Source organism: Oerskovia turbata, from assembly GCF_000718325.1.
In the GTDB taxonomy this organism is placed as follows: Bacteria; Actinomycetota; Actinomycetes; order Actinomycetales; family Cellulomonadaceae; genus Oerskovia; species Oerskovia turbata.
Genome location: NZ_JOFV01000016.1, coordinates 19,901 through 46,264 on the forward strand (window position 1 = coordinate 19,901; position 26,364 = coordinate 46,264).

Genomic DNA, 26,364 nt, shown 5'->3' on the forward strand with positions numbered 1-26,364 from the left:
GGGCCGGACCGAGAGCGCGGACACCGGCACGACGCTACCTGGCGGGCCCTCCCGGCAGCACACGGCTCACCGCGTGAGGACGGCGATCGCCTCGACGTGGTGGGTGTGCGGGAAGAGGTCGTACCCGGTGACGGACTCGACGCCGTACCCGTGCTTCGCGAGGTAGGCGATGTCGCGGGCCAGGGCTGCGGGGTCGCACGCGACGTAGACGACGCGGGGGGCCTGGAGCGCGGCGACAGCGTCGACGACCTTGCGGCCTGCGCCCGTGCGCGGCGGGTCGAGGACCACGACGTCGGCCGTCGGCGCGGCGTGGTCCTTGGCCGCGAGCACCTTTTCGACCGAGCCGTGGTGGAGCTCGACCTGCGGCTTCTCGAACGCGTTGCGGCGGGCGTCCTTGACGGCACGCTCGTCACCCTCGATCGCGACGACCCGCCCCGTCTCCCCGACGGCGTCGGCGAGCGGCAGCGTGAAGAGTCCCGCGCCCGAGTACAGGTCGACCACGGTCGCCTCGTCGAGCTGTCCTGCGGCCCGCAGCACGGCCTCCGCGAGGAGCGCGGGCGCCTCACGGTGGACCTGCCAGAAGCCGTCGGCCGCTACCCGGTAGGAGTGCTCGGTCCCCGCGACCGTCACGGTCTCGGTGACCGCGCGCCGGGCGTGCGGCCGACGGTCGATGTGCCCCGAGTGCCAGACGATTCCGTCGACGAGCAGGATCGGGTCGGCGCCACCTGCGGGGGCGACGAGCTCGAGACGGGTCCCGGGTCGCCAGCGGCGCGTGAAGACCTCTTCGGCCTCGGCGAGGGCCGCGACCTCGGGTGTCGCGAGCGGCATCGCGTCGAGCGCGACGACGTCGTGCGATCGGAACACGCGCATGCCCGCACGGCCCGCGTCGTCGGCGACCAGGTCGATGCGGGTGCGGTAGCCGAGGCCGCCACGCTCGTCGTCCCCGGGCGCACCTTCAACCTCTACCTGAAGGTCAAGGCCGGCGAGGCGCTTGAGCTGCTCCTGGAGCACAGCAGCCTTCCAGCGGCGCTGCGCGGGCAGGGACACGTGCGAGAGCTCGCCACCGCCCGCTCCGCCGGGCCCGGCAGCAGGCCAGGCCGCGGGAACCCGGTCGTCGGAGGCGTCGAGGATCTCGACCGCGTCGGCACGCCAGAACTTCGCGTCCTCCCCGTCGTCGGTGATCCGGGCCAGCACCCGCTCACCCGGCAGCGCGTGCCGGACGAAGACGACGCGCCCGTCGAGTCGCGCGACGCAGTGGCCGCCGTGCGCGACAGGTCCGACCTCGAGCTCGACCAGAGGTTGAGACTCGGGGGCGGTGGACGTGGGGTTCAGGGTTTCAGACACTCCCCCAGTATCCCGGACGCGAGAGGTCCGCGGCTCCGGACCGTCGGCCGACCGGACGTGGGACGGCACACGTTCTCGACGAACCGGCCGACGAACCGGTGTCGGGCCCGAGCCGGGATGCCGCGTCGCGCTCCCGTGCAGGGCGCCGTCAGTAGCGGCGGTTGATCCGCTGCTGGGCCGCGAAGTTCTCCTTCTCGAGCCCTGTCTGCCCCTTGGTCGACGAGAGCTGCCACGGCACGGACGCCACGACCACTCCCGGGGTGAACAGAAGGCGGCCCTTGAGCCGCAGCGCACTCTGGTTGTGCAGCAGGTGCTCCCACCAGTGCCCCACCACGTACTCCGGGATGTAGACCACGACCAGGTCGCGCGGGCTCTCCCGCCGGATCGAGCGCACGTAGGACAGGATCGGACGGGTGATCTCGCGGTAGGGAGAGTCGAGGACGCGCAGCGGGACCGGGAGGTCGAGCGCCTCCCACTCCTCGGTGAACGAGGCGACCTCCTCGGGGTCCACGCCCACCGTCACGGCCTCCAGGACCGAAGGCCGCGACGCGCGGGCATAGGCGAGGGCACGCATGGTCGGCTTGTGCAGCTTGGAGACCAGGACGAGCGCATGGACACGGCTCGGCAGGGCACGCGCCGCGGCCGGGTCCTCACCCAGCGTCAGCTCCTCGCTCACCGAGTCGTAGTGCTTGCGGATCGCCCGCATGAGCACGAAGACGACACCCATCGCGAGGATCGCGATCCACGCACCGTGCGTGAACTTGGTCACCAGCACGATGACCAGGACCGTGCCCGTCATACCGAAACCGATCGCGTTCACGACTCGGGACCGCTTCATCTTGGTACGGAAACGCGGGTCCGGGGTCGTGCGCAGCTCGCGCGTCCAGTGCTTGATCATGCCGAGCTGCGAGAGCGTGAAGGACACGAAGACGCCGACGATGTAGAGCTGGATCAGTCGCGTGACCTGTGCGTCGAAGGCCCAGATCAGGGCGATCGCCGCGACCGCGAGCGTCACGATCCCGTTCGAGAACGCCAGCCGGTCGCCGCGCGTGTGCAGCTGACGCGGCAGGTAGCCGTCCTTGGCCAGGATCGAGCCCAGCACCGGGAACCCGTTGAACGCCGTGTTCGCGGCGAAGACGAGGATCAGGCCGGTCACCGCCGCCACCAGGTAGAACGCGAGCGGGAAGCCCTGGAAGATCGTCTGGGCGAGCTGGCCGATGACCGGGTCCTGCACGAAGTCGTCGGGCACGGGTCGACCGTCGATCGTGAGCTGCTCGGCCGGGTTCTCGGCGAAGTGCACGCCGGTCTTCTGCGCGAGGAAGAGGATCGCCATGATCATGAAGGCCGAGATGGTGCCGAGCAGCGCGAGCGTCGTGGCCGCGTTGCGCGACTTGGGCTTCTTGAACGCCGGCACGCCGTTGCTGATGGCCTCGACTCCCGTGAGGGCGGCACAGCCCGACGCGAAGGCTCGCGCGACGAGGAACGCCCCCGCAATCCCGGTCAGCCCCTGGTCGAAGTGGCTCTCCGCGACGAGCTGGTAGGACGCGCTCTCGGCCATGGGCAGAGTCCCCGTCGCGTACCGGACGAAGCCGACCACGGCCGTCATCCCGATCGCGAACATGAACAGGTAGACCGGGATCGCGAAGAAGGACCCGGACTCCTTGACACCCCTGAGGTTGACCATGGCGAGCAGGGCCACGAGCGTGATGGCGAACGCCGCCTCGTGGCCGCGCAGGAACGGCATCGCTGCCGCCGCGTACTGGGCTCCCGAGGAGATCGACACGGCGACCGTCAGGACGTAGTCGACCATGAGCGCGGAGGCCACCCCGACGCCGGCCGTGGGGCCGAGGTTGACGGTCGCGACCTCGTAGTCGCCACCGCCCGACGGGTAGGCGTGCACGTTCTGGCGGTACGACGCGACCACGGTCAGCAGGACCACGACGACCGCGAGCCCGACCCACGGCGAGATCGTCGTGGCCGCGAGGCCCGCGATCGACAGCGTCAGGAGGATCTCGTCGGGTGCGTACGCCACCGACGAGAGCGCGTCCGAGGCGAAGACCGGCAGCGCGATGCGCTTCGGCAGCAGGGTGTGCCCCAAGTCGTCGCTGCGGACGGGGCGTCCGAGCAACAGGCGTTTGGCGGCATCAGCGATATCCGACACGTTGGCCCATGCTAGGCCCTCCGGGAGCGGATGACCCGTCCACGGTCCCGACAGCTCTCGGTGAACCTCGGCGAATCTCGGCGAACCCGTACCGCGACGACGCCGGACCCGCCGCCGCACCGCGCGCCGTACCAGGACAGGACGGTCGCGCGGTAGCGTTTCGTCCGTGCACTTCGTGATCATGGGATGTGGCCGTGTCGGCGCCACCCTCGCCCAGTCTCTCGAGAACCGCGGCCACTCGGTCGCCGTCGTCGACCAGAACCCCGATGCCTTCCGACGGCTGTCCGCGGAGTTCTCCGGCAAGAAGGTGACGGGCCTGGGGTTCGACCGGGACACCCTGATCCAGGCGGGGGTCGAGGACGCCTACGCGTTCGCGGCGGTCTCCGACGGCGACAACTCCAACATCCTCGCCGCGCGCGTGGTCCGCGAGACCTACGGCGTCGACAACGTCGTGGCCCGGATCTACGACCCGCACCGCGCCGAGATCTACCAGCGCCTCGGCATCCCGACCGTCGCGACCGTCCGGTGGACCTCCGACCAGGTGCTGCGCAGGATGCTGCCCCTCGGCGCGACCGACGAGTACCGAGACCCCTCCGGGCAGGTCCGGCTCGCACAGACCGACTTCCACCCCGAGTGGGTCGGACGCACCGTGGCCACGATCGAGTCCGTGACCGGCTCCCGCGTCGCGTTCCTGGGACGGTTCGGCGAGGGCGTCCTCGCGACCCCCGGCACCGTCCTGCAGGAGAACGACGTGCTGCACGTGCTCATGCGCTCCGCGGACGCTCCCACGGTCGAGCGCCTCCTCACGCACGCACCGAAGATCGAGGAGAACTGATGCACGTCGTCATCGTCGGGGCAGGTTCCGTCGGGCGCTCGATCGCCCGTGAGCTGCTCAGCCACGACCACGAGGTCATGATCATCGACAAGCAGCCGGCCGCGATGCGCGTCGCGCAGGTCGCGGACGCCGACTGGCTCCTCGCCGATGCGTGCGAGCTCTCGACCCTCGCCGAGGCGAAGGTCGACGAGTGCGACGTCATCGTCGCGGCCACGGGCGACGACAAGGTCAACCTCGTGGTCTCGCTCCTCGCGAAGACCGAGTTCGGTGTCCCGCGGACCGTGGCGCGCGTCAACAACCCCAAGAACGAGTGGATGTTCGACGAGTCCTGGGGCGTCGACGTCGCGGTCTCGACGCCCCGCATCATGACGTCCATGGTCGAGGAGGCCGTCGCGGTCGGTGACCTCGTCCGGATCTTCACCTTCCACCAGTCGGGCGCCGACATCCTCGAGCTCACGCTGCCGCCCGACTCGCCGCTCATCGGCACGCGCGTCGGCCAGGTGGACTGGCCCCAGGACACCGTGCTCGCGGCGATCGTCCGCGGGACCCAGCCCATCGCGCCGAGCATCGACGACACCCTGGAGATCGGCGACGAGCTCCTCATCGTCACGGGACGCGACGTCGACGAGGCGGAGCTCCTGCGGGTCCTGGTCGACCCGTCGCCCGACGAGGACACCGGGACGGTCGACGGGTCGACCGTCCTGCCCGTCTGACCGTCCTGCCCGTCTGCCGAGACGGCTCTCGGACGTCCCCACAGGCAGCCGGCCGGCTGGCCGTCTCAGCCCTTCTCGGGGACCGCCTGCGCCCCGTGCGGGCGGCGGACCAGCAGCCAGGTCAGCCAGAGCGTCAGCGCCCACAGCGGGATGCCCATGACGAGGCGGGCCGTGCCCAGCCAGGCGACCGCGTCCTCACCGGCCATGAACAGCGGGACCTGCACGGCGAGCCGCAGCGCGAACATCCCGACCCACAGCCACGTCGCGAGCGCGTAGCGGCGCATGAGCACCGCGTCCCCGCGCCAGCGATCGGCCCACGCCCGGAACGCGCCAGGAACCGGCGCGCCCTGGTCGCCGTCACTGCCGCCGACGTCACCCACCGTGCTCTCGACGCGCTGCCCCGGGGCGACGCGCGCACCCGAGGTCGTGGCGCCGTCGGGCACGTCGCTCGACGCGACTGCAGGCTTGACCTTGTCCCCGTCCGTCCAGCCGCTGCGCAGCGCCTCGACGACCAGGCCCACGACGGGCCACCGGACCAGCACCGAGACCGCCATCACCACCAGGTAGGCCGCGTTCGTGAGCAGACCCGCCGCGTAGTAGTTCTGCGCCTCGCCCGAGCGCCAGGCCCACAGGACGCCGATCGCGACGCCCAGGAAGCCCCCGAAAGCCTGCGTGACGGGCGTGCGCTGCACGAGGCGTGCCGCCACGGCCACGAGCGCGACCGCGACCGACGCGACGAGCGCAGGCTGCAGCGTGTTGCCCGTCGCGATGAACACGACCACGAACACGAGGCCGGGCGCCATGGACTCCACGAGACCGCGCACCCCACCGATCGTCTCGGCGAGCGAGAACGACTCCCCCGCCAGGGCGCGCACGCCCCGCGCGGCACCCTCGTCCGGAGGGACGACGTCGTCGATCGCGTCCGCGACCACCTCGACCTCCTGGGCGGGGTCCACCGGGCCGCGCTCACGGATGGGCTCGTGCGTCATGTCGTCTCTCTCGCCGGCAGGAAAAGTCACGGACTCACTCGCCTGCGCGCGGGCGCAGCTCGTAGCGGGGGTTGAACATGGTGCGCCGGCCCGCGATCTCGCAGACCAGCCCCTCGACGCGGACGCGACGTCCCGGCTCGACGCCCGCGATACGACGACGGCCGAGCCAGACCAGGTCGAGCGACCCGGACCCGTCGTACAGCTCGGCCTCGACCGTCGGCGCGCCCTCCCGCGGGCGCAGGATGACCGAGCGCATCACGCCCGAGACGGTCGCGCGCTTGCGGTTCGCGAGCTCGGAGACGGCCGAGCACCCGACCTGGCTCGCGGAGTCGTGCCGCTCCTCGTCCGCCGCGATCTCCTCCTGGGAGGCCAGCACGGAGTGCAGCACCTGACGCAGCGTCATGGTCAACGCCTCTCGGTGATCTCCGGCCCGCGCGTGAGCGGGTCGAAGGTCGGGAGCGACGGAGCGGCGCCCTCCGGAGCGGCGACCGCGGGGCGCTGCGGCTGGCCAGGAAGGTGCATCGCGAGGAGGTCGCGGGGCGGGCGCGCGTTCTGGTCACGGACGACGACGATGTTCGCGAAGACCGACTCGAGCAGCCGGGCCGCCTCCGGGTCCGCGGCGGCCCTGCCCGTCAGGACACCCCGCAGGAACCAGCGCGGCCCGTCGACACCGACGAACCGGGCCGCACGGAAGCCCTTCTGACCGTCCGGCCCCGTGGCCGGGAGCTTCGCGAGCAGCTCGCGACCGAACGTGCCGGGGATGTCGTCGACCGTCCCGCCCTGCTGACGGACGGACTCGGCGATCTCCTCACGGATCTCGTCCCAGATTCCCATGGTCTTGGGCGCTGCGAAGGCCTGGATCTGCAACGCGGAACCGTTGACCGCGACCGCGGCCCCCGTGATCTTCTGCGTCTTCTTGTCGACCTCCATGCGCAGCTCCATGCCCGGGACACCCGGCAGCCAGATGGCCCCGAGGTCCGCGCGGGCACCGAGCTCGCTCACCTGCGAGGCGTCGAACGGGCCACGAGCACCCGCCGCGGGCGCGACCGGCGCCTGGGTCCCCGGGGCGCCGACCGCGCCTGCTGCGGTCTCCTCGGTCCCGGAGCCCTCGGCGGCGACCGCTTCGTCGCTCGACTTCTGCGACGCACTACGCCGGAACAAACCCACGGACCTTCTCCTTCAGCTCTTCGCCGTGTCGACCATCGACGACGGCTCGTTCGGGACGGCAGTACCGACCCCTGCTGCTCCCACCCTAGACCGGTGCGACGCCCACGTGACCGCCCTCGGCCACGGGCGAACACCCCGACGTCGCGGGGCTCACTGCGCGGCGACCCACCCGCCGCTCGACCCGAAGCCGCCCTCGCCGCGGTGCGAGCCGGGCAGCCGCTCGGCCTGCAGGAAGCGCGCGTGCTCGACCTTCTGGATCACGAGCTGGGCGACACGGTCCCCCCGGTGCAGCACGACGGGGGTCTGCGGGTCCGTGTTGTGCAGGACCACCTTGATCTCGCCGCGATAGCCCGCGTCGACGGTCCCCGGTGCGTTCACGATCGTCAGGCCGTGCCGGGCCGCGAGGCCCGAACGGGGGTGGACGAACGCTGCGTAGCCGTCGGGCAGCGCGATTGCGAGCCCCGTCGGGACGACGGCCCGGCCCTGCGGTGCGATCTCCACGTCGACGGTCGTCACGAGGTCGGCACCGGCGTCGCCCGGGTGGGCGTAGGCGGGGACAGGGGTCACGTCGTCGAGGAGCTGGACCAGCACCTCGACGTCGCCCGGTCGGGCGGGTACGGGCGCGAGGGCGGTCGGGGCCGCCGGTTCGTCGTTGGGCACCCGCAGAGCCTAGTCCGCGGCGGGCGGACCCGCGAACACCCTCGAGCGCCTCGGGTGCCCGGGCAGGGCCCGCCCGCCGGGACGCACAGCCGGACGCACGGCTGGACGCACGGCTGGACGCACGGCTGGACGCGCCCGCCGGACGCGCTGCCGGCACCTCGGGACGGACCTGGGATGATGGGCTCATGCCTCAGCCTGCCCCTGACTACAGCGAACGCCTGCTCCCCGGCCCGGGCGGGTGGTCCGCCGCCGTCGCCTTCGCCGCCGTCCTCGGTGTGGCCCTGTGGCCCGTCGACGACGTGCTGTCGATCAGCACCGCCACCGTGGCCCTCGTCGTCCTCGTCGCGCTCGCGTGGTGGACCTCCCCCGTGGTCTCGGTCTCGCCCGGCCCGGACGGCCGGACGCTGCGCGCGGGCCGAGCCACGATCCCGACGTCGCTCCTCGGGGCCACCACGGTGCTCGACCGCGCCGCCATGACCCGCGAGCTCGGCCCCTCGCTCGACGCCCGGGCGTACGTCTGCCTGCGGGCGTGGGCCCGGACCGGGGTGCGTGTCGAGATCGTCGACCCGGCCGACCCGACCCCGTACTGGCTCGTCTCCACGCGGCGCCCCGCCGAGCTCGCCGCGACCCTCGCCGCGAGCGGTGGCCCCGCGCCCCGCCCAGGGGCTTCGGCGACCGGCCCAGAGGCGTCGGGCGCCACGACCGATGCCGGGCCGGCCCCACGCTGACCCCCGGGCGCACGGACGGCGCTGACCCTGGACGCACGGACGGCCGCCACCCCTCGTGGGGTGGCGGCCGTCCGACGTGGGGCTCAGGCCGTCAGGCCGCGCACTCCGAGCAGATCTGCTGCCCGTTCTTCTCGTACGCGAGCTGGCTGCGGTGGTGCACGAGGAAGCAGCTCGAACAGGTGAACTCGTCAGCCTGTCGAGGCAGCACGCGGACCGAGAGCTCTTCACCGGAAAGGTCCGCGCCCGGGAGCTCGAACCCTTCCGCAGCCTCGGTCTCGTCTTCGTCCACAACGCCCGAGCTCTTGTCGGAGCGACGAGCCTGCAGCTCTTGGATCGAGTCCTCGCTGAGATCCTCTTCGCTCTTGCGGGGGGCGTCGTAGTCAGTTGCCATCTGTGGGGTCACACTCCGGAACGTCGTGGTCGAACATGGGGGTCGTTCGGTCCGGCGAAGGCCGTCGAACAGGCACTCCGTAGGACGTGTTGCTGGACGTCCTGACTGGTGTACGCGTGTAATGCTCCGCCGCCGGGAATTGTTCCCGGGGGCGAACGGATTCTGCACCATTTACCGAGCGCGCGCATCCCCGACGCGAGTGGTCCTCGTCACCCCTCACCAGGCCTGACGGGTTCCCTCACCGGTTGCCGTCGGAATCGGCACCGGCCGCCTCCAGGATCACGACCAGGTCCGACACCGCTTGCGGCGCGCCGGCGACCGTCATCTCGACCCCCGCCGCACGCCCGCGCAGGCCCGTGACCCTCGCGCCCGCCTCCTGCGCGACGAGCGCTCCCGCGGCGAGGTCCCAGGGGTTGAGGCCACGCTCGTAGTACAGGTCCAGGCTGCCGGTCGCCACCAGGCACAGGTCGATCGCCGCCGAGCCGAGCCGGCGGATGTCACGCACCTGAGGCAGCACGTCCACGAGCACCTGCGCCTGGTGGCGCCGCCGGTCGGCGTCGTACCCGAAGCCCGTCCCGACGAGGGACGTCGCGAGCGGACCCGCCGGGTTGACCGCCACGGGCTCGCCGTCGAGGGTCGCGCCCGCGCCGAGCCCGGCCGTCCAGGTGCGGCCGTCGACGATCGAGTGCACGGCGCCCGCGAGCACCGTCCACTCGGCGGGGTCGGGCGGACCGGCCACCACGGCGACCGAGATCGCGTACGAGGCGACCGAGTACAGGTAGTTGACCGTGCCGTCGATCGGGTCGATGACCCAGGTCAGCCCGGAGGTGCCCGCCGACGCCCCCTCCTCCTCGCCGAGGATCGCGTCGTCGGGACGCTCACGCGCGATGACGCGGCGCAGCAGGGCCTCCGACTCGGCGTCCATGGCGGTCACGACGTCGACCGCGCTCGACTTGGTCGCGGCCACCTCGACGTGCTCGGGTCGGCCGTCGCGCACGAGCGCCCCGGCCTCCCTGGCCATGCGCTCAGCGAGAGCGCGCAGCCCCGCGATCGTGACGTCGTCGGGCAGGCGGGGATCATCGATGAAGGTGCTCACGCCTCACATCCTGCCCGACCCCGCTCCCCCGCGACGCCCCGACCACGGGCCCGGGACCGTCCAGCCCAGGCGCAGCGAGAGCAGCCGGAAGCCGAAGATCAGCGCGATCGTCGCGAGCTGCGTCCACCCCGTGAGCCACCCCTCGCGCCACAGGACGGCCGTGATGAACGCGCCCACGATCGCCGGCACGGCGTAGAGCTGACGGTCCTGGAGGATGAGGGGCGCCTCGCTCGTGAGCAGGTCGCGCAGGATCCCGCCGCCGATCCCCGTCAGGGTGCCCACGATCACCGCGGCCATGAGACCGACCCCGTGGTCGAGACCCTTGGTCGTCCCGACGATCACGAACAGCGCGAGCGCGCCGGCATCGAGCACGACGATCCCGCGCCGCATCCGTTCGAGGCGCGGGTGGAAGAAGTAGATGACGACGCCCGCGGCGAGCGCGGCCACCACGAGGCGCCAGCTCGAGATCCCGACGGGAGGCGTCGCGCCGATCAGCACGTCGCGCAGGATCCCGCCGCCCAGGCCCGTCGCCCAGGCGAGCACGAGCACCCCGAAGATGTCGAACGACTTGCGGATCGCGGACAGCCCGCCGGACAGTGCGGCGCAGAAGACGGCGCCCAGCTCGAGGACGTCGTCCATCGGGAACTCGATCACGGGGAGAATCATCCCAGCAGACCCCGGAACGCGGCACACCGAGCCGCCTGCGCGGCGTGGGCGATCCGGGATGGCACTCTCGGGAGTGCAGGCCCACCGGCGACGAGCCGGTCTGCACGGAGCGGGAGGATTCATGGACGAGCTCGAGCTGGTGAGGTTGCACGAGGACGGGGAGACCCTCGTCCTCGCCGGAGCGGACGGTGCGCGGTTCACGCTGCCCATCGACGACGCGCTGCGCGCTGCGGTGCGCCGTGACCGCACCCAGCTCGAACAGCTGCGGGCCCAGGCCCCCGGCGTCCTGCCCGTGCGAGAGATCCAGTCCCAGCTGCGCGCGGGGCACAGCGCCCGCGAGGTGGCCGAGAAGGCAGGCATCCCGATCGAGCAGGTGCGCCGCTTCGAAGGGCCCGTGCTCGCCGAGCAGGAGTTCGTCGTCGAGCAGGTCCGCAAGAACCGGTTGGGGCACGACGAGGGCTCCCTCACCCTGGGCGAGCTCGTCACCGAACGCCTGACCGCCCGCGGCGTCGAGCCCGAGGACGTCGAGTGGTCCGCGGCACGACCCCACGGGGCGACGTGGACCGTCACGGCGCTGTTCCTGATCGGGGACCGTGCCCGCAGCGCGCGCTGGTCGTACGACCCCCAGTCCCGCTCGCTGCACGCCCTCGAGGACGAGGCCCGCTGGTTGTCCGGGGCCTCGCCCGAGGCCGAGCCCGTGCGCGGCGTGCGCGGCACGATCTTCGACCACGCGGCACGCGGGGGCGGACAGGCGCCCTCGGCACCGTCGGCGTCCTCGCCGGACCGGTCTGCGGGCGCCGACGCGTCGGACGAGCCCCCGCGCGCGAAGGTCGTCGAGCCCCTGCCGCTGCACGACGAGACGACCTCGATCCTCGACGACCTCAGCCAGCGGCGCGGGGTGCGTGCGCACCGCGACGAGGACACGGCGATCTTCGAGGGATTCGGCCCTCCCCAGACGTTCGACCTGGGCGACCGCTCCGCACGCCGCGACGACGCACGCGACGACGAGGAGCGCGCGGGGGCCAAGGTCATCACCCTGGGCCAGGGTGGGCGCCACGGGTCGCACCACCGGCCCGACGACGGCGCTCACCCGTCGCGGTCGGCCCGCCAAGACGCTGGCCGGGACGAGGGGCTCGATCCGTCCGAGGAGCCTCCTGACCAGGACGCTCGGGACGCTCGGGACGCCCACCCTGCCGGGTCGGGCGGCCACGAGCACCGCACGGGCGGCGACCGCCCGACCGATGTCGGCCCCGAGGAGCACGTGCCCGTGGGCGCCACGCGCGCCCACCGCGAGGAAGCCCGGGACCGCACCGAGCCTGCGGCGCAACCGGCCGAGCCACGACGCAGCGGCCGCAAGCCCCGGGCGAGCGTTCCCAGCTGGGACGAGATCGTCTTCGGGGCCAGGCCCGAGCACTGACGTCCCGACGTCGACGGCCGCGGCCGCCCGCAGGGCGCTCGTCGTCAGCGCGTCGTCGGGTCCTGCGACAGATCGAGGGCCAGCTCGTCTCCGGAGGCCGAGCGCAGCCGGGCCGACGCAGAGGTCATGCGCCGCATGTGGTGCCGTCGGCACAGGACCTCGTACGCGACCTCGCTCTCGCTGTCCCCCGTGTCGCCGACCACGACCTGCGCGCCCTCGACGACCATCCAGCCGTCGACCGTGCGCGCGTTGTGGGTCGCACGGGCGCCGCACCAGCACAGCGCCTGCACCTGGAGCACCTCGACCCGGTCCGCCAGCTCGATGAGCCGCGCCGACCCCGGGAACAGGCGCGAGCGGAAGTCCGCCGTGATGCCGAACGCGAAGACATCGATCTCGACCTCGTCCACCAGGCGCGCGAGCTGCTCGACCTGGGTCGTGGAGTAGAACTGGGCCTCGTCGCAGATCAGGTAGTCGACGGTCTCACCGTGCCGGCGCGCGTCCACCACGAACGACCAGAAGTCCGTGTCGTCGCGGACCTCGTGCGCGGCGACCTCGAGGCCGAGGCGCGAGGAGAGCCGGTCCGTCCCGGCGCGGTCGTTGCGGGAGAACGTGAGCCCCGACCGACCGCGCGCGGAGTGGTTGTGGTCGAGCTGCAGGGCGAGCGTGGACTTGCCGCAGTCCATCGTGCCGGAGAAGAAGACCAGCTCTGCCACGGTCGTGGGCCTTTCGGGTACGGGGACGGTCCCCTGAGGGCGCCCGGTCGCGTGTCTGGACCGGGTCGGGGTGGTTGCGTGCTCAGGTGGTCGTGACGAGCAGCGGGACCTGCATCTCGGTGCGCGTCAGCGACCCGTGGACGCCGACGAGCTGGAGGGAGGCCGCGGTCTGTGTGCGGGAGTCGACGACGGTGGCACGACCACGCATCGCGACGACGACGTCCCCGATCGCGGGGAGCACGTGGTCCGCGACCGGGCCGAACCAGCCCGCCGCGACCGCGTCCTCGCGCAGCGCCACGATCGCGTCGTCCCCCAGGACCGACGACCAGCGTGCCGCGACCGCCGGGGCCTGGTCCGGGCGGGCGTAGACGTGCACCGCACGGGGCTCGCCGCCCACGAGGGCGACACCGCGCCCCAGCTCGGGGGTCTGCGCGACGTCCCAACGCTTCGAGCGGTCGACGTCGACCATGCCGTGGTCGGCCGTCACGACCAGCAGCGTGCCGTTCGGCAGCGACCGGGCGAGACGCCCGAGCTCGCGGTCGAGGTCCGACAGCGCGTCGCCCCACTGCCGCGAACGCCAGCCGTGGTGGTGACCGGCCTTGTCGACGTCACCCCAGTAGAGGTAGACGAGCCCGGGGGCGGTGAGCTCGAACGCCACGGTGTCGACACGGTCCGCGATGGACTCGGCCGCGAGGTAGCGTGCGCCGCGCAGCGCAGCAACGGTCATGCCCGAGCCCGCGAACCGGGCGGGACCGACCGAGGAGACCTCGACCCCGGCCTCGGCCAGGCGCTCGAGCACGGGTGGTTCCTGCTGCAGGTCGCGCGGGTCGGCGGCGCCGTCCCACGAGACCATGTTCGCGAGCCGACCGGAGACGGTGTCGCGCTGGGTGTACCCGAGCATGCCGGTGCGACCGGGAGACGTCCCCGTCCCGAACGTGCCGATCGCTGCGGCGGTCGTGCTGGGGAAGCTCGACGTGAGGACGCGTGAGGTGCCGAGCAGCGACCGCAGGAACGGCGCGTGGCCTGCCCGCTCGGTGAGGTTCGCGTGGCCCAGGCCGTCGACGAGCACGACGCACACCCGGTCGGCGGCCGGCAGGCCGAGGTCTGCGCGAGCCTGGAGGGAGCCCGTGCCCGTCGAGGTCGTGAGGTCGAGCCCCAGGGCGCCCGCCGCCCCGGGCAGGACCGAGCTCAGGGCGAGCCCGTCGTAGCGCGGGGCGAGCAGCCCGTCGGGGAGGACCTCGGGCAGGACCGTCACCGGCTCGCCGGGCCCACGCCGTGGGCCGTCGCGGTCGACAGGGCCTTGGCGAACGCGAGGGCGTTGCGCACCGCGTCGCGCCCTTCCGCCTCGGCGCTCACGCGCACCACGATGTCGTCGGGCGTGATCTGTCCCGTCAGGCCGTGGTCCGCCTCGCACCCCGGGTCCGGGCACTGCGCCGGCTCGAGGTCCACGCGGGACACGGCCCCCCAGCCGATCGCGAGCGTCACCTCGATGGGCGGCGTGCCGCGGCGGTGCTTCTCCGGGTCGACGACCACGTGCGACAACGAGACCGAGCGCAGCTCGGAGATCGGCACCGACTCGGTCGTCGCCGCGGCCGACGCGGACGGGTTCTCGCTGTCCGCGGGGTGGTCGTCGACGTGCGCGGTGATCAGGCGGGTCGGCGTGAGCACCAGGACCGTCAGGTGGCGGCGCACCTCGACGTCGAACGTCGTCTCGACGTACACGAGGTGGGACACGAGGTCCTCCCCGGCGATGGCGACGTCGAGAACGTCCTGCACGAGCTCCGGGTAGTAGCCCGCACGGCGCAGCTGGGAGGTCAGGTCGGTCCGGGAGGGGGATTCAGCAGATGGCACCCGCGCATTCTCCCACCGCACGGTGCGGCGAGGCCACCCCGCCCGCGCGCCTGTGGACGGCTCAGCCCGGGAGCGCGCGTCGCAGGGTGTCCGCCCGCTGTGCGCCCGCCACCTGGACCCGTGCCCCGAGCACGGCCGCGCCGTGCTCGGCGACCACGACCGGGTAGAGCTCGACGCTGCGCAGCTCGGGCACCTCGTCGGCCATGAGCGACATGCGAGCGAGCAGGTCCTCGAGCGCCGCGGTGTCCGCCACGGGCGCACCCATGTAGCCGAACAGGCGCGGCGCTGCCCGGATCGAGCGCACCATCGTGGCGACGTCGACGTCGGTGAGCGGGGGCACGCCGTAGCTCACGTCACCCAGGAGGTCGACGGCGTCGCCCGCGAGGCCGAACGAGACGACCGGGCCGAAGAGCTGGTCCTCGGTCGAGCGCACGACGCACGCGACGCCCGCGTCGGCCATGCGCTGGACCTCGAAGGGTGCGGGGCCCGAGGGGCGGTCGTCCGCAGGGTCAGGGCCGGCGGTGTCGGGCGCCCCCGGCGTGGCGCGTCGCGGGCTCTCTGCGGGCAGCACGGCCGCGAGCGAGGCGCGCATCTGCGCGACGTCGGCGCGCAGCTCGTCCTCGTCGCCGATGTCGAGGCGCACGCCACCCAGGTCCGCCCGGTGGCGGAGCGACTCCGCCGTGCTCTTGAGCGCGACGGGCCAGCCGATCTGGTGCGCCGCGGCCACGGCCTCGTCGGCCGTGCGGACGCGGCGCGAGGGCCACAGCTCGATACCGTACGCCGCGAGGAGCCCGGCCGTGGTCTGCGCGTCGAGGTCCACCACCGAGTCGCCCGCCAGGGCCCCTTCGACGATCGCGCGGGCTCGGTCGGAGTCGACGCCCTCTGGACGGGCGACCGTGCCGTGGTCGGCGTCGCGCCAGCGCGCGTACCCGACGACCGCGCCGACCGCCGCGACGGCGTCCTCGGGCGTCGAGTAGGCGGGCACGTGCAGGCGGGGGCCGTCGGGGTCGGCGGGGTTCGGTGCGCTGAGCTCGGCGGCGAGGCCGTGGAGCCCGAGGACGCTCGCGACCGTGGTGCGTCCGCTCGCCGCGGCGGCCCGGGCGACGGCCCGCGAGACGGTGCCGACGCGGGGTCGGACGGTGGGGACGTGCACCGCGACGACGACGTCACACGCGTCCGGGGCGTAGAGCGCGGCGACCGCGCTCTCGATCCGCTCGTCGTCGGCGTCCTCGGGCAGGAAGGTCGAGCAGTCGGAGACCACGAGCCCCGCCGAGACCACGGCCTCCGCGACGAGCGCGGTCAGCGCGGCCGACGACGTGAGGATCCCGATGCGCCGCCCGGGCGGCAGCGGCTGGTGCGCGAGGAGCTGGGCGATGTCGACGAGGTGGTGGGTGTTCTCTGCGTGGATCACCCCGGACTGGCGCAGCATCTCGTCGAGCGTGCGGCGCGGGGCGCGCGTCGAGCGGACCGCGTGGCCCGGCGGCACGACCTGCCCCGAGCGTCCCGCGGTCACGACGACGACCGGCTTGACCGAGGCCAGCCGTCGGGCGATGCGGGAGAACTTGCGCGGGTTCCCGATCGACTCGAGGTACAGGCACACGACCGACGTCTCGGGGTCGTCCTGCCAGAACTGCATGAGGTCGTTGCCCGAGACGTCGGCGCGGTGCCCCGCCGACACGAACGAGGAGATGCCGATCCCGCGGCGCAGGGCCGTCGCCAGGAGGGTCACGGCCGTGGGTGCCGACTGGCAGAAGATCCCGATGCTGCCCGCGACCGGCTCGACCTCGGCGAGGCTCGCGTTGAGCCGGTGCCCGGCGTGCGTCGTCAGGAGCCCGTACGTCGCGGGGCCGACCACGCGCATGCCCGCGGTGTGAGCGGTGCGCAGGAGGTCGCGCTGGAGCGCGAGCCCGGCGGGCCCCGTCTCGGCGAAGCCCGCGGAGAGCACGACGACGGCGCGCGCGCCGAGGCGTTCGAGCTCGGCCGTCGCGGCGATCGCCTCGCGCGGGGGCAGCGCCAGCAGCGCGAGGTCCACGGGCCCGGGGACGTCCGCGATGCGGTCCCGGAAGCGGACCGGGGGCGCGGCATCGCCGTCGTCGGGCTCCTCGACCAGCTCCTCGGGCGGGGCGGTGAGCCCGGGGCCACCGGGCGCGGCGAGGCCGACGACCTCGAACGTCCCGTCGCCCGGGTCGCGGAGCGCGCCCGCGAGCACGCGCTCGGCCAGGAGCCGCTCCGCGGTGCCGGGCGCCGCCGTCGGGCCGGGACCCACGAGCAGGACCCGGCGCGCCGTGAGCAGGCCGTGCATGGACCGCGCCTCGGCGCGGTGCTCACGGTCCGCCATGACCTCGCGCGAGCGGTCCGTCGGGTCGAGGTCGACGCTCACCGCGACGATCCCGTCGTCGACGTGCTGGCTCACGACGTAGCCGGCCTCCTGGAAGACCGCGAGCATCTTGCCGTTCTGCGGCAGCACCTCGGCGCTGAACCTGCGCACGCCACGCTCGCGGGCAGCGGCCGCCAGGTGCTCCAGCAGCACCGACCCGAGGCCGCGGCCCTGCTCGGCGTCGGCGATGTTGAACGCGACCTCGGCCTCGTGGGGCGCGACCTTGTCGAAGCGCGCGACGCCGATGATGTCCTCGCGCAGACCCTCCCCCACACGCTTGACCGCGACCAGGGCCACGCGCTCGGAGTGGTCGACGACCGTGAAGCGCTCGAGGTCCCGGTCCGAGAGCCGCTCGATGTTCGCGAAGAAGCGCAGGTACGTCGAGCGCTCGCTCTGGCCCATGTGGAAGCGCTGGAGCGCCGCGGCGTCGGAGGGCCGGATCGGACGCACGTGCGTCGTCGTACCGTCGCGCAGCACGACGTCTGCCTCCCACTCGACCGGGTACTGGTCCGGCTGCGGCGCCGGGTCAGGGTCCGCCGGGACGTCGTGTCCGTTCACCCGCCCTAGGCTACTGGTCGGAGCGACGCTGGTCAGCGGCGCGCCCGGCACGCGGGAGAATGAGGGCCCGGATGTCGGTGGGCCGCGCTACCGTTCGCCGACGAGCACTGGTGCCCGGCCGTCCGGCCCGCCGCCCGCAACGCAGACCGCACTGCCGACCGCACCGAAGCCCCCGACCCATCGACCCGCAGGAGCCCGACGACCCATGGCGCGCAGACCGTCCGCCTCGAAAGCCCCGCTCGACCCGAGCGAGGTCCACGAGAAGATCATCGACATCGACGTCACGACGGAGATGGAGGGGTCCTTCCTCGAGTACGCGTACTCGGTCATCTACGCGCGCGCCCTGCCGGACGCGCGCGACGGGCTCAAGCCCGTGCAGCGCCGCATCCTGTTCCAGATGTCCGACATGGGACTGCGCCCGGACCGCGGGCACGTGAAGTCGGCGCGCGTCGTCGGCGAGGTCATGGGCAAGCTCCACCCCCACGGCGACACCGCGATCTACGACGCCCTGGTGCGCCTGGCCCAGCCGTTCTCGCTGCGCCTGCCGCTCGTCGACGGCCACGGGAACTTCGGGTCCCTCGACGACGGACCCGCCGCACCGCGCTACACCGAGGCCCGCCTCGCGAGCGCCGCGATGGCCATGACGGTCGGGCTCGACGAGGACGTCGTCGACTTCATCCCGAACTACGACAACAAGCTGACCCAGCCCGAGGTCCTGCCCTCCGCGATCCCCAACCTGCTCGTCAACGGCGCCGCGGGCATCGCGGTCGGCATGGCGACCAACATGGCCCCGCACAACCTGGTCGAGGTCGTCGCCGCAGCCCAGCACCTCATCAAGCACCCGAGCGCGGACCTCGACGCGCTCATGCGCTTCGTCCCCGGTCCTGATCTGCCGGGCGGCGGCAAGATCGTCGGCCTCGACGGCATCCGCGACGCCTACCGCACGGGGCGCGGCTCGTTCCGCACCCGGGCCACCGCGCGCATCGAGAACATCACGGCCAAGCGCAAGGGCATCGTCTTCACCGAGCTCCCCTACCTCGTGGGGCCGGAGAAGGTCATCGAGAAGATCGCCGAGGGCGTGAAGTCGAAGAAGCTCGTCGGCATCACCAACGCGACCGACCTGACCGACCGCGCGCACGGGCTGCGGCTCGTCGTCGAGATCAAGACGGGCTTCAACCCCGAGGCCGTGCTCGAGCAGCTCTACAAGGTCACGCCCCTCGAGGACTCGTTCGGCATCAACAACGTCGCGCTCGTCGAGGGCCAGCCCCGCACGCTCGGTCTGCGCGAGCTCCTCCAGGTGTGGGTCGACCACCGCATCGACGTCGTCCGCCGTCGCAGCTCCTACCGCCTCGCCAAGCGCAAGGAACGCCTGCACCTCGTCGAGGGCCTGCTGCTCGCGATCGTCGACATCGACGAGGTCATCCAGGTCATCCGGTCGAGCGACGACGCCGAGACCGCGCGCACCCGTCTGCGCGAGGTCTTCGACCTGTCCGAACCCCAGGCCGAGTACATCCTCGAGCTGCGCCTGCGCCGCCTGACCAAGTTCTCCCGCCTCGAGCTCGAGAAGGAGCAGGAAGCGCTGCGCCTGGAGATCGCCCAGCTCGAGGAGATCCTCGGCGACGACGCCAAGCTCCGCGCGGTCGTCTCGGCCGAGATGAAGGAGGTCGCGAAGGTCTACGGGACGCCGCGCCGCACCATCCTGCTCGAGTCGGCAGGCGCGTCCCCCACGTCCGCGCAAGGCGTCCTGGGCACCATCTCGGCCGTCCCGCTCGAGGTCGAGGACACCCCGTGCTGGGCGCTGATGTCCGCGACGGGGCTCCTGGCCCGCACGGGCGACGCGACCGAGCCGGGCACCGGCGGGCGCCGCCACTCGCACGACGCCCTGAGCGGCGCCGTGGCGGCCAGCGTGCGCGGCGACGTCGGGCTCGTGACGAGCGCGGGCCGCGTCCTGCGGCTCTCGGTGCTCGACCTGCCCGCCCTCCCCCCGACCGACGGCGCCCCGAGCCTGTCGGGCGGCGTGCCCCTGAGCGAGATCGTGAGCCTCGAGGCCGGTGAGAAGCCGCTGACGATCGTGTCCCTCGACCCCGACGCCCCCACGCTCGCGCTCGGCACCACGGGTGGCGTCGTCAAGCGCGTCATCGCGGGCGACATGCCGACCAACCGGGACGCCTGGGAGGTCATCTCCCTCAAGGAGGGCGACAGCGTCGTCGGCGCGGCCCCCGTGACCGACGCCGACGAGCTCGTCTTCGTGAGCTCCGACGCGAGCCTGTTGCACTTCGACGCGTCGGCCGTGCGCCCGCAGGGACGCAGCGCGGCCGGCATGGCGGGCATCAAGCTCGCCCCGGGCCAGCAGGTCACGTTCTTCGGCGTGATCGACGCCGCGAGCCGCGACCTCATGACGGTCGTGACCATCGCCGGGGCCTCCGACGCCCTGCCGGGCACGCAGGCCGGGTCCGGCAAGGTCACCCCGTACGAGCTCTACCCCGGCAAGGGCCGCGCGACAGGTGGCGTCCGCGCCCAGCGGTTCCTCAAGGGCGAGGACACGCTCATCTTCGCGTGGGTCGGCCGCGGTCCCGGCCGGGCCGTGGGGTCCGCGGGCCAGCCCGTCGAGCTGCCGCCCGTCGATCAGCGCCGCGACGGCTCGGGCGCGCCGCTCGACGTCCCGATCACGGCGATCGGCGTCGGCTGAGCCCTGGGGCAGCAAGCCCGCGTCGAGGTCTGCAGCGGTCGCGTTCGGCGGCCGGGGCGGGTCGGCGGGCCCGAGCGGGGGCGGGGTCGGCGGCCGGGCCGCGGTCGGGCGAGTGGTGTCTCGAGGACCTCCAACAATTGTTGGTGGTACTCGACGCACCCCCTCCCGCTCCCCCGACCATGCCGACCCACCGGCCGTCCTGCCCCTCCGAGCCGTGCAGCCGTCCTGCAGCCGGGCTGGGCGCGACCGTGCCGGGCACGACCGTGCCGGGCCCACGATCAGGCCGACGGCGCGGCCCGGCCCCCGTCCGAAGGGGCCGACGACGTCCCGGAGAGGTCAGCCTGCGCACCGTCGCGCACGTCCCGGCGCAGGATCCCCACGACGAGCAGCGCCTGCCCCGCGAGGTACGTGAGCATGACCCAGAACCCGGACGACAGGGGGCCCGGCACCGCGAACCCCGGCACGAACGCCCCGAGCGCGATGAGCGCGTCCGAGACGAGGAAGATCGCACCGCCGACGCCCGCGACCCGGTTCACCCCGGTCGACAGCACCGCCATGACCGTCAGGCACACGCCGTAGACCATGACCGGGACGAGCAGCGGACCGGCGTGCGGGGCGCACACCGCGACGAGGACGCCCAGCGCGAGCCCGTACGGAACGAGCACCAGGGGGCGGCGCAGCAGGCTCTGTCCCCGGCAGGGCCAGAACGCGGCCGCGTACGCGAGCTGGGCGAGCAGGAAGAACCCGACCATGGTCAGGAAGGAGACGTCACCGCTCGACAGGTCCGGCGCGCTGTCACCGAGCCACGAGAAGCCCAGCGCGACGAGCGTCCAGCGCACGAGGAGCGTCCGGCGGCCGCCGGACGTCGCCACCCACACGACCAGCGCGAGCAGCGGCATGACGAACCACTGCGTGACCTCGGCGAGCTGCTCGGCCCCGGCCAGGTGCGCCCCGAGGTGCACCGCCGAGAGCACCAGGAACGCCGCGGCCGCGAGCGCCGCTGGGCGCCGCCGCAGGAAGGTGGACGGGACGGGGGCGTGCGAGACGCGCGAGATCGAGGCAACCACGGTGTTCCCTTTCGAGGCGAGGGACACCGGGTCACGGGTGTCCCAGCAGCGCGGCACCGTTGCCGCGCTGAGCTGGGAACACGGTAGAGCCTCAGAGCTCGATCGAGTACATCCGTGAGCCGTCGGTCTTCTCGTAGCCGAGGCTCGCGTAGAGCCCGTGGGCGCCGGACGGGTTCTCGGTGTCGACGTCGAGCTCGGCGAAGTCGACGCCGCTCGCCCGGTAGGCGGCCATGCCCGCGCTGAGCAGGGCGACCGCGATCTTGCGCCCACGGTAGGCGCGGCGCACGCCCAGGGTCTCGGTGTACCCGCTCGAGTAGCCCTGGACCGGCCAGTCGTGCTCGTAGCGTCCCGACAGCAGGTACCCGGCCACGACCGGGCCGTCGCCCCTGCTCCCGGCGGGAGCGACGCCGTCGGGCAGGCTGCCCTCGACCGGCGACCCGTCCGCGGCTGCGGGTGAGACGTCCACGGCTGCGGGTGAGTCGTCCACGACGAGGACGCTCCACTCGGGGGCGAACATGCTGCGCCCGTGCACCCAGGACTCGGGCGTCGCGGGCTCGCTGCCCCAGTGGTCGCGGAACGCGTCGTTGTGCGCGAGGCGTGTGGCCTCGTCGAGCTCGGGCGACCACGGCACGACGCGCAGCCCGTCGCCCAGCGTGACCTCCGGTACCGGGAGCGACAGGTCGCGCCGCAGGTTCGAGTAGAAGCGGTTCGCGGTGAAGCCCGCGGCCTCGAAGAGGCGGCACTCGAGTTCGTCGTCGTCCTGGGCGTAGCCCGCGATGCGCGCGGGCAGCTCCTTGCCCGAGGCCGCGAGGAGCTGGCGGGCGCGCCCCGTGGACCAGGCGATGACCTGACGGCCGACGCCCCGCCCCCGCCACTGCGGGTGCACGGCGCCCTGGACGAACGCGCGCACGACCGTCGTGTCCCCGGGTCGCGTGTCGACCGACGCGTACGCACGCGGCTCGCCGTCGGCGTCGATCCCGACCAGGGTGTCGCGGGGCAGGTCGCGCCAGTCTCCCTCGAAGATCTCCCCGGTCTCCTCGAGCGAGGTGCGGTACGGGTGCTTGTCGTGCTCCTCGACGGCCGCGATCAGGCCGAAGAGCGCCGGGGTGTCCTCGACCACCAGGGGCCGCCACGTCAGCCCCTCGACGTGCGGGACGGGCACGACGTCGGGCGCGGCGACGCGCTCGACGATCGGGGCGAGGGTCTGACGGACGGAGGGTGCTGAGCTCATGGGCACCACGCTAGGGTCGGACGCCGGACGCGGCACCCTGTTTTTTCCGGACAGCCCGACGGCGTGGAAGCCCCCGGCGTTACAGTTCCCCCCATGTCCCACGACGCCGCCGACGCCCGTTCCGCCGCCTTCGCCGAGGCCCTGCGCACCCGCGTCGTCGTGGCCGACGGCGCGATGGGCACCATGATCCAGGAGCAGGACCCGAGCCTGGACGACTACCAGCAGCTCGAGGGCTGCAACGAGATCCTCAACGTCTCGCGGCCCGACATCATCGCGGCCGTGCACGACGCGTACCTCGCGGTCGGCGTCGACTGCGTCGAGACCAACACGTTCGGCGCCAACTGGTCCAATCTGTCGGACTACGACATCGAGGACCGCATCCGCGAGCTCGCCGCGGCCGGTGCACGCATCGCCCGCGAGCGGGCCGACGCGTGGTCGACCCCCGAGCAGCCGCGGTGGGTCCTGGGCTCGATGGGCCCGGGGACCAAGCTCCCCAGCCTGGGGCACACGACGTACGCGAACCTGCGCGACACGTTCGCCGAGCAGGCCGCGGGACTGCTCGACGGCGGCGTCGACGCGATCCTCGTCGAGACGAGCCAGGACCTGCTCCAGGCCAAGGCCGCGGTCAACGGCTCGCGCGCCGCGATGCGCGACGTCGGGCGCTCGGTGCCGGTCATCGTGCAGGTCACGGTCGAGACCACGGGCACCATGCTCATGGGCTCCGAGATCGGTGCGGCCCTCACGACGCTCCAGTCGTTGGGCGTCGACGCGATCGGGCTGAACTGCGCGACGGGCCCGGCAGAGATGAGCGAGCACCTGCGCCACCTGGCCAAGCACGCCGAGATCCCCGTGACGTGCATGCCCAACGCCGGACTGCCCGTGCTCGGGGCGAACGGAGCCTCGTACCCGCTGTCGCCCGCCGAGCTCGCGGCGGCACACACCCAGTTCGTCACCGAGTTCGGCCTGGGTCTCGTGGGTGGGTGCTGCGGCACGACGCCCGAGCACCTGCGCCAGGTCGTCGAGGCAGTGCGCGCACGGCCAGTCGCCGCGCGCAGCCCCGAGCGTGAGAACGGCGTCGCGAGCCTGTACTCGCACGTCGACTTCCACCAGGACTCGGCGTTCCTCGCGATCGGCGAGCGCACCAACGCCAACGGCTCCAAGGCGTTCCGCGACGCGATGCTCGCCGAGAACTGGGAGGAGTGCGTCCAGATCGCGCGCGCGCAGACGCGCGACGGCGCCCACCTGCTCGACGTCTGCATCGACTACGTGGGGCGCGACGGCGTCGCGGACGCCCGCGAAGTCGTCTCGCGTCTCGCGAGCGCGTCCACGCTCCCCCTCGTGATCGACTCGACCGAGCCGGCCGTCATCCAGGCGGGCCTCGAGCTCGTGGGCGGGCGCGCCGTCGTGAACTCGGTCAACTTCGAGGACGGCGACGGGCCCACGTCCCGCTTCGCGCGCATCATGCCGCTCGTCAAGGAGCACGGCGCCGCCGTGATCGCCCTCACGATCGACGAGGAGGGGCAGGCGCGCACGGCGTCGAAGAAGGTCGAGATCGCGTCGCGGCTCATCGACACGCTCGTGGGCGACTGGGCTGTGCGCCTCGACGACATCGTCGTCGACACCCTCACGTTCCCCATCGCGACGGGCCAGGAGGAGACACGGCGCGACGCGATCGAGACCATCGAGGCGATCCGCGAGCTCGTCGCCCGCTACCCGGGCGTACACACCACGCTCGGCGTCTCCAACGTGTCGTTCGGCCTCAACCCGGCCGCACGCACCGTGCTCAACTCGGTGTTCCTGCACGAGGCCACGCGGGCCGGGCTCGACTCCGCGATCGTGCACGCCGCGAAGATCCTGCCGCTCGCCTCGATCCCCGACGACCAGCGCCAGGCCGCGCTCGACCTCGTGTGGGACAAGCGCGAGTACGACGCCGAGGGCAACCTCACGCACGACCCCCTGGCCCACCTGCTCGACCTCTTCTCCGGCGTCGACTCCGCGGCGCTCAAGGACGCGCGCGCCGCCGAGATGGCCGCGCTGCCCGTGGGCCCGCGCCTCGAGCGGCGCATCGTCGACGGCGAGCGCAAGGGCCTCGAGGCCGACGTCGACGAGGCGCTCGCCTCCGGCATCAAGGCGCTCGACATCGTCAACGACCACCTCCTGGAGGGCATGAAGGTCGTCGGCGAGCTGTTCGGCAAGGGCGAGATGCAGCTCCCGTTCGTGCTGCAGTCCGCCGAGGTCATGAAGACCGCGGTCGCGCTGCTCGAACCGCACATGGAACGCGTCGAGGGCCAGGACTCCTCGAAGGGCACCATCGTCCTGGCGACGGTGCGCGGAGACGTCCACGACATCGGCAAGAACCTCGTCGACATCATCCTCACCAACAACGGGTACACGGTCGTCAACATCGGCATCAAGCAGTCCATCGGCGCCATGATCGACGCCGCCGAGGAGCACGACGCCGACGTGATCGGCATGTCGGGGCTCCTCGTGAAATCGACCGTCGTCATGCGCGAGAACCTCGAAGAGCTCACCACCCGCGGCCTCGCCTCGCGCTGGCCGATCCTGCTCGGCGGCGCGGCCCTGACCCGCACCTACGTCGAGGACGACCTCGCCGGCATCTTCCCGGGCGAGGTCCGCTACGCCCGCGACGCGTTCGAAGGCCTGCGACTCATGGAACCGCTCGTCCGCGTCGCGCGGGGAGAGGCGCGCGACGCCGTCGGGCTGCCGCCCCTCAAGAAGCGCCGCCACGCGACTGTGACCGTGACGCAGACCCCCGTGGAGGACCTGCCCGCCCGCTCCGACGTCGCCACGGACAACCCCGTGCCCACCCCGCCCTTCTGGGGCACGCGCATCGTCAAGGGCATCCAGCTCGCCGACTACGCCGCGTTCCTCGACGAGCGCGCGACGTTCATGGGGCAGTGGGGGCTCAAGCCGGGGCGGTCGTCCGGTGCGGAAGGCACGGCCGGCGCGTCGTACGAGGAGCTCGTCGAGACCGAGGGCCGCCCGCGCCTCAACGCGTGGCTCGAACAGGTCCGGACCGACGGCATCGTCGACCCGTCCGTGATCTACGGGTACTTCCCCGTCTGGTCCGAGGGCGACGACGTGGTCGTCGGGCACCACGGCCCCGGGCTCGCCGGCATCGGGGCGCCCGACGGCGGCTCGGGCGGCCCGGTGGGGACCGAGCGGTTGCGCTTCACGTTCCCCCGGCAACGCCGCGACCGTCACCTGTGCCTCGCGGACTTCGTCAAGCCCCGCTCGTGGGTCGAGGAGACCGGGCGCTTCGACGTCCTGCCCGTCCAGCTCGTCACCATGGGCGACACCGTCGACGTGCACACGGCCAGGCTCTTCGCCGCGAACAGGTACCGGGAGTACATGGAGCTGCACGGGCTGTCCGTGCAGCTCACCGAGGCGCTCGCCGAGATGTGGCACTCCCGCGTGCGCTCCGAGCTGGGGTTCGCGAGCGAGGAGCCCGACGACGTCCAAGGGATGTTCGACCTGAAGTACCGCGGGGCCCGGTTCTCGCTCGGCTATCCCGCGTGCCCCGACATGGAGGACCGGCGCAAGGTCGTCGAACTGCTGCGGCCGGAGCGGGCCGGGGTGGTGCTGTCCGACGAGCTGCAGCTGCACCCGGAGCAGTCGACCGATGCATTTATCACGCATCACCCGGAGGCGAAGTACTTCAGCGTGTGACAACGGCACAGGTGCGCAGGG

General features: G+C 72.8%; 21 protein-coding genes. 6 read left to right on the forward strand and 15 right to left on the reverse strand.

Annotated features, from left to right (window positions below):
• Positions 1 to 66: 66 nt before the first annotated feature.
• Both IE95_RS0115405 and IE95_RS0115410 read right to left on the reverse strand, forming a co-directional pair.
• Positions 67 to 1,344 carry a class I SAM-dependent RNA methyltransferase gene (locus tag IE95_RS0115405; protein ID WP_084690337.1) on the reverse strand — a complete coding sequence of 426 codons (1,278 nt, stop codon included), beginning with the start codon at positions 1,342 to 1,344 and terminating at the stop codon, positions 67 to 69.
• Positions 1,345 to 1,492: 148 nt separating this feature from the next.
• Positions 1,493 to 3,505 carry an APC family permease gene (locus IE95_RS0115410; RefSeq protein ID WP_030152508.1) on the reverse strand — a complete coding sequence of 671 codons (2,013 nt, stop codon included), beginning with the start codon at positions 3,503 to 3,505 and terminating at the stop codon, positions 1,493 to 1,495.
• Positions 3,506 to 3,686: 181 nt separating this feature from the next.
• On the opposite strand from IE95_RS0115410, the gene IE95_RS0115415 reads away from it, so the two are divergent.
• Both IE95_RS0115415 and IE95_RS0115420 read left to right on the forward strand, forming a co-directional pair.
• On the forward strand, positions 3,687 to 4,340 hold the full coding sequence (locus tag IE95_RS0115415) for a potassium channel family protein (protein ID WP_030152509.1): 654 nt from the start codon (positions 3,687 to 3,689) through the stop codon (positions 4,338 to 4,340).
• Positions 4,340 to 5,053, forward strand: coding sequence for a potassium channel family protein (locus IE95_RS0115420; RefSeq protein WP_051703186.1), 714 nt, complete (start codon positions 4,340 to 4,342; stop codon positions 5,051 to 5,053). Before IE95_RS0115415 ends, IE95_RS0115420 begins: the two co-directional genes overlap by 1 nt.
• A 65-nt stretch (positions 5,054 to 5,118) precedes the next feature.
• Here IE95_RS0115420 and IE95_RS0115425 read toward each other — a convergent pair whose 3' ends face one another.
• The 4 genes from IE95_RS0115425 to dut form a co-directional block, all read right to left on the reverse strand.
• On the reverse strand, positions 5,119 to 6,042 hold the full coding sequence (locus tag IE95_RS0115425; RefSeq protein WP_084690338.1) for a DUF3159 domain-containing protein: 924 nt from the start codon (positions 6,040 to 6,042) through the stop codon (positions 5,119 to 5,121).
• A gap of 34 nt (positions 6,043 to 6,076) precedes the next feature.
• Positions 6,077 to 6,445 (reverse strand): OB-fold nucleic acid binding domain-containing protein, encoded by a 369-nt coding sequence (locus IE95_RS0115430; RefSeq protein ID WP_030152512.1) that lies wholly within the window; start codon positions 6,443 to 6,445, stop codon positions 6,077 to 6,079.
• Positions 6,446 to 6,447: 2 nt separating this feature from the next.
• Positions 6,448 to 7,209 (reverse strand): DUF3710 domain-containing protein, encoded by a 762-nt coding sequence (locus IE95_RS0115435; protein WP_030152513.1) that lies wholly within the window; start codon positions 7,207 to 7,209, stop codon positions 6,448 to 6,450.
• 150 nt (positions 7,210 to 7,359) lie between these two features.
• Positions 7,360 to 7,800, reverse strand: coding sequence for a dUTP diphosphatase (gene dut, locus IE95_RS0115440; RefSeq protein WP_030152514.1), 441 nt, complete (start codon positions 7,798 to 7,800; stop codon positions 7,360 to 7,362).
• Between the two features lie 254 nt (positions 7,801 to 8,054).
• Between dut and IE95_RS0115445 the strand changes: the two genes are divergently transcribed.
• Entirely contained in the window at positions 8,055 to 8,597 is a 543-nt protein-coding gene (locus IE95_RS0115445; protein WP_084690339.1) for a DUF3093 domain-containing protein, read from the forward strand.
• 91 nt (positions 8,598 to 8,688) lie between these two features.
• Here IE95_RS0115445 and IE95_RS0115450 read toward each other — a convergent pair whose 3' ends face one another.
• From IE95_RS0115450 to IE95_RS0115460, 3 genes are all read right to left on the reverse strand, one after another.
• On the reverse strand, positions 8,689 to 8,988 hold the full coding sequence (locus IE95_RS0115450; protein WP_030152516.1) for a DUF4193 domain-containing protein: 300 nt from the start codon (positions 8,986 to 8,988) through the stop codon (positions 8,689 to 8,691).
• A 238-nt stretch (positions 8,989 to 9,226) separates the two neighbouring features.
• Positions 9,227 to 10,084, reverse strand: a complete 858-nt coding sequence (locus IE95_RS0115455; protein ID WP_338068466.1) for an inositol monophosphatase family protein — start codon at positions 10,082 to 10,084, stop codon at positions 9,227 to 9,229.
• A 3-nt stretch (positions 10,085 to 10,087) separates the two neighbouring features.
• Positions 10,088 to 10,738 (reverse strand): trimeric intracellular cation channel family protein, encoded by a 651-nt coding sequence (locus IE95_RS0115460; protein WP_338068465.1) that lies wholly within the window; start codon positions 10,736 to 10,738, stop codon positions 10,088 to 10,090.
• A 133-nt stretch (positions 10,739 to 10,871) separates the two neighbouring features.
• Here IE95_RS0115460 and sepH point away from each other — a divergent pair, with 133 nt between their 5' ends.
• Positions 10,872 to 12,167: a septation protein SepH gene (gene sepH, locus IE95_RS0115465; RefSeq protein ID WP_030152519.1), complete on the forward strand. Its 1,296-nt coding sequence runs from the start codon at positions 10,872 to 10,874 to the stop codon at positions 12,165 to 12,167.
• Positions 12,168 to 12,211: 44 nt separating this feature from the next.
• Here sepH and IE95_RS0115470 read toward each other — a convergent pair whose 3' ends face one another.
• From IE95_RS0115470 to IE95_RS0115485, 4 genes are all read right to left on the reverse strand, one after another.
• A complete protein-coding gene (locus tag IE95_RS0115470; RefSeq protein ID WP_030152520.1) occupies positions 12,212 to 12,880 on the reverse strand; it encodes a thymidine kinase in 669 nt (222 codons plus the stop codon).
• A gap of 82 nt (positions 12,881 to 12,962) precedes the next feature.
• On the reverse strand, positions 12,963 to 14,135 hold the full coding sequence (locus IE95_RS0115475; RefSeq protein ID WP_036572260.1) for an alkaline phosphatase family protein: 1,173 nt from the start codon (positions 14,133 to 14,135) through the stop codon (positions 12,963 to 12,965).
• The gene (locus IE95_RS0115480) at positions 14,132 to 14,731 is read right to left on the reverse strand and encodes a DUF5998 family protein (RefSeq protein ID WP_030152522.1); all 600 of its coding nucleotides are present in this window, start codon (positions 14,729 to 14,731) and stop codon (positions 14,132 to 14,134) included. Before IE95_RS0115480 ends, IE95_RS0115475 begins: the two co-directional genes overlap by 4 nt.
• Positions 14,732 to 14,792: 61 nt before the next feature.
• On the reverse strand, positions 14,793 to 17,666 hold the full coding sequence (locus IE95_RS0115485) for a bifunctional acetate--CoA ligase family protein/GNAT family N-acetyltransferase (protein WP_030152523.1): 2,874 nt from the start codon (positions 17,664 to 17,666) through the stop codon (positions 14,793 to 14,795).
• Between the two features lie 205 nt (positions 17,667 to 17,871).
• Between IE95_RS0115485 and IE95_RS0115490 the strand changes: the two genes are divergently transcribed.
• A complete protein-coding gene (locus IE95_RS0115490) occupies positions 17,872 to 20,355 on the forward strand; it encodes a DNA gyrase/topoisomerase IV subunit A (protein WP_030152524.1) in 2,484 nt (827 codons plus the stop codon).
• Between the two features lie 278 nt (positions 20,356 to 20,633).
• Here the strand turns inward: IE95_RS0115490 and IE95_RS0115495 are convergent, their stop codons facing one another.
• Together IE95_RS0115495 and IE95_RS0115500 are read right to left on the reverse strand one after the other, a co-directional pair.
• Entirely contained in the window at positions 20,634 to 21,422 is a 789-nt protein-coding gene (locus IE95_RS0115495; protein ID WP_084690340.1) for a lysoplasmalogenase family protein, read from the reverse strand.
• A gap of 91 nt (positions 21,423 to 21,513) precedes the next feature.
• Positions 21,514 to 22,653 (reverse strand): GNAT family N-acetyltransferase, encoded by a 1,140-nt coding sequence (locus IE95_RS0115500; RefSeq protein ID WP_030152526.1) that lies wholly within the window; start codon positions 22,651 to 22,653, stop codon positions 21,514 to 21,516.
• 93 nt (positions 22,654 to 22,746) lie between these two features.
• On the opposite strand from IE95_RS0115500, the gene metH reads away from it, so the two are divergent.
• Positions 22,747 to 26,343, forward strand: coding sequence for a methionine synthase (gene metH, locus IE95_RS0115505; protein ID WP_030152527.1), 3,597 nt, complete (start codon positions 22,747 to 22,749; stop codon positions 26,341 to 26,343).
• The last annotated feature ends 21 nt before the right edge of the window (positions 26,344 to 26,364 follow it).

Bases quoted from the DNA above. Each gene is read 5' to 3' on its own strand.
- IE95_RS0115500 (WP_030152526.1), bottom strand. From the start codon at position 22,653: ATGAGCTCAGCACCCTCCGTCCGTCAGACCCTCGCCCCGATCGTCGAG.
- IE95_RS0115415 (WP_030152509.1), top strand. From the start codon at position 3,687: ATGGGATGTGGCCGTGTCGGCGCCACCCTCGCCCAGTCTCTCGAGAAC.
- sepH (WP_030152519.1), top strand. From the start codon at position 10,872: ATGGACGAGCTCGAGCTGGTGAGGTTGCACGAGGACGGGGAGACCCTC.
- IE95_RS0115430 (WP_030152512.1), bottom strand. From the start codon at position 6,445: ATGACGCTGCGTCAGGTGCTGCACTCCGTGCTGGCCTCCCAGGAGGAG.
- metH (WP_030152527.1), top strand. From the start codon at position 22,747: ATGTCCCACGACGCCGCCGACGCCCGTTCCGCCGCCTTCGCCGAGGCC.
- IE95_RS0115450 (WP_030152516.1), bottom strand. From the start codon at position 8,988: ATGGCAACTGACTACGACGCCCCCCGCAAGAGCGAAGAGGATCTCAGC.
- IE95_RS0115420 (WP_051703186.1), top strand. From the start codon at position 4,340: ATGCACGTCGTCATCGTCGGGGCAGGTTCCGTCGGGCGCTCGATCGCC.
- IE95_RS0115425 (WP_084690338.1), bottom strand. From the start codon at position 6,042: ATGACGCACGAGCCCATCCGTGAGCGCGGCCCGGTGGACCCCGCCCAG.
- IE95_RS0115445 (WP_084690339.1), top strand. From the start codon at position 8,055: ATGCCTCAGCCTGCCCCTGACTACAGCGAACGCCTGCTCCCCGGCCCG.
- IE95_RS0115490 (WP_030152524.1), top strand. From the start codon at position 17,872: ATGGCGCGCAGACCGTCCGCCTCGAAAGCCCCGCTCGACCCGAGCGAG.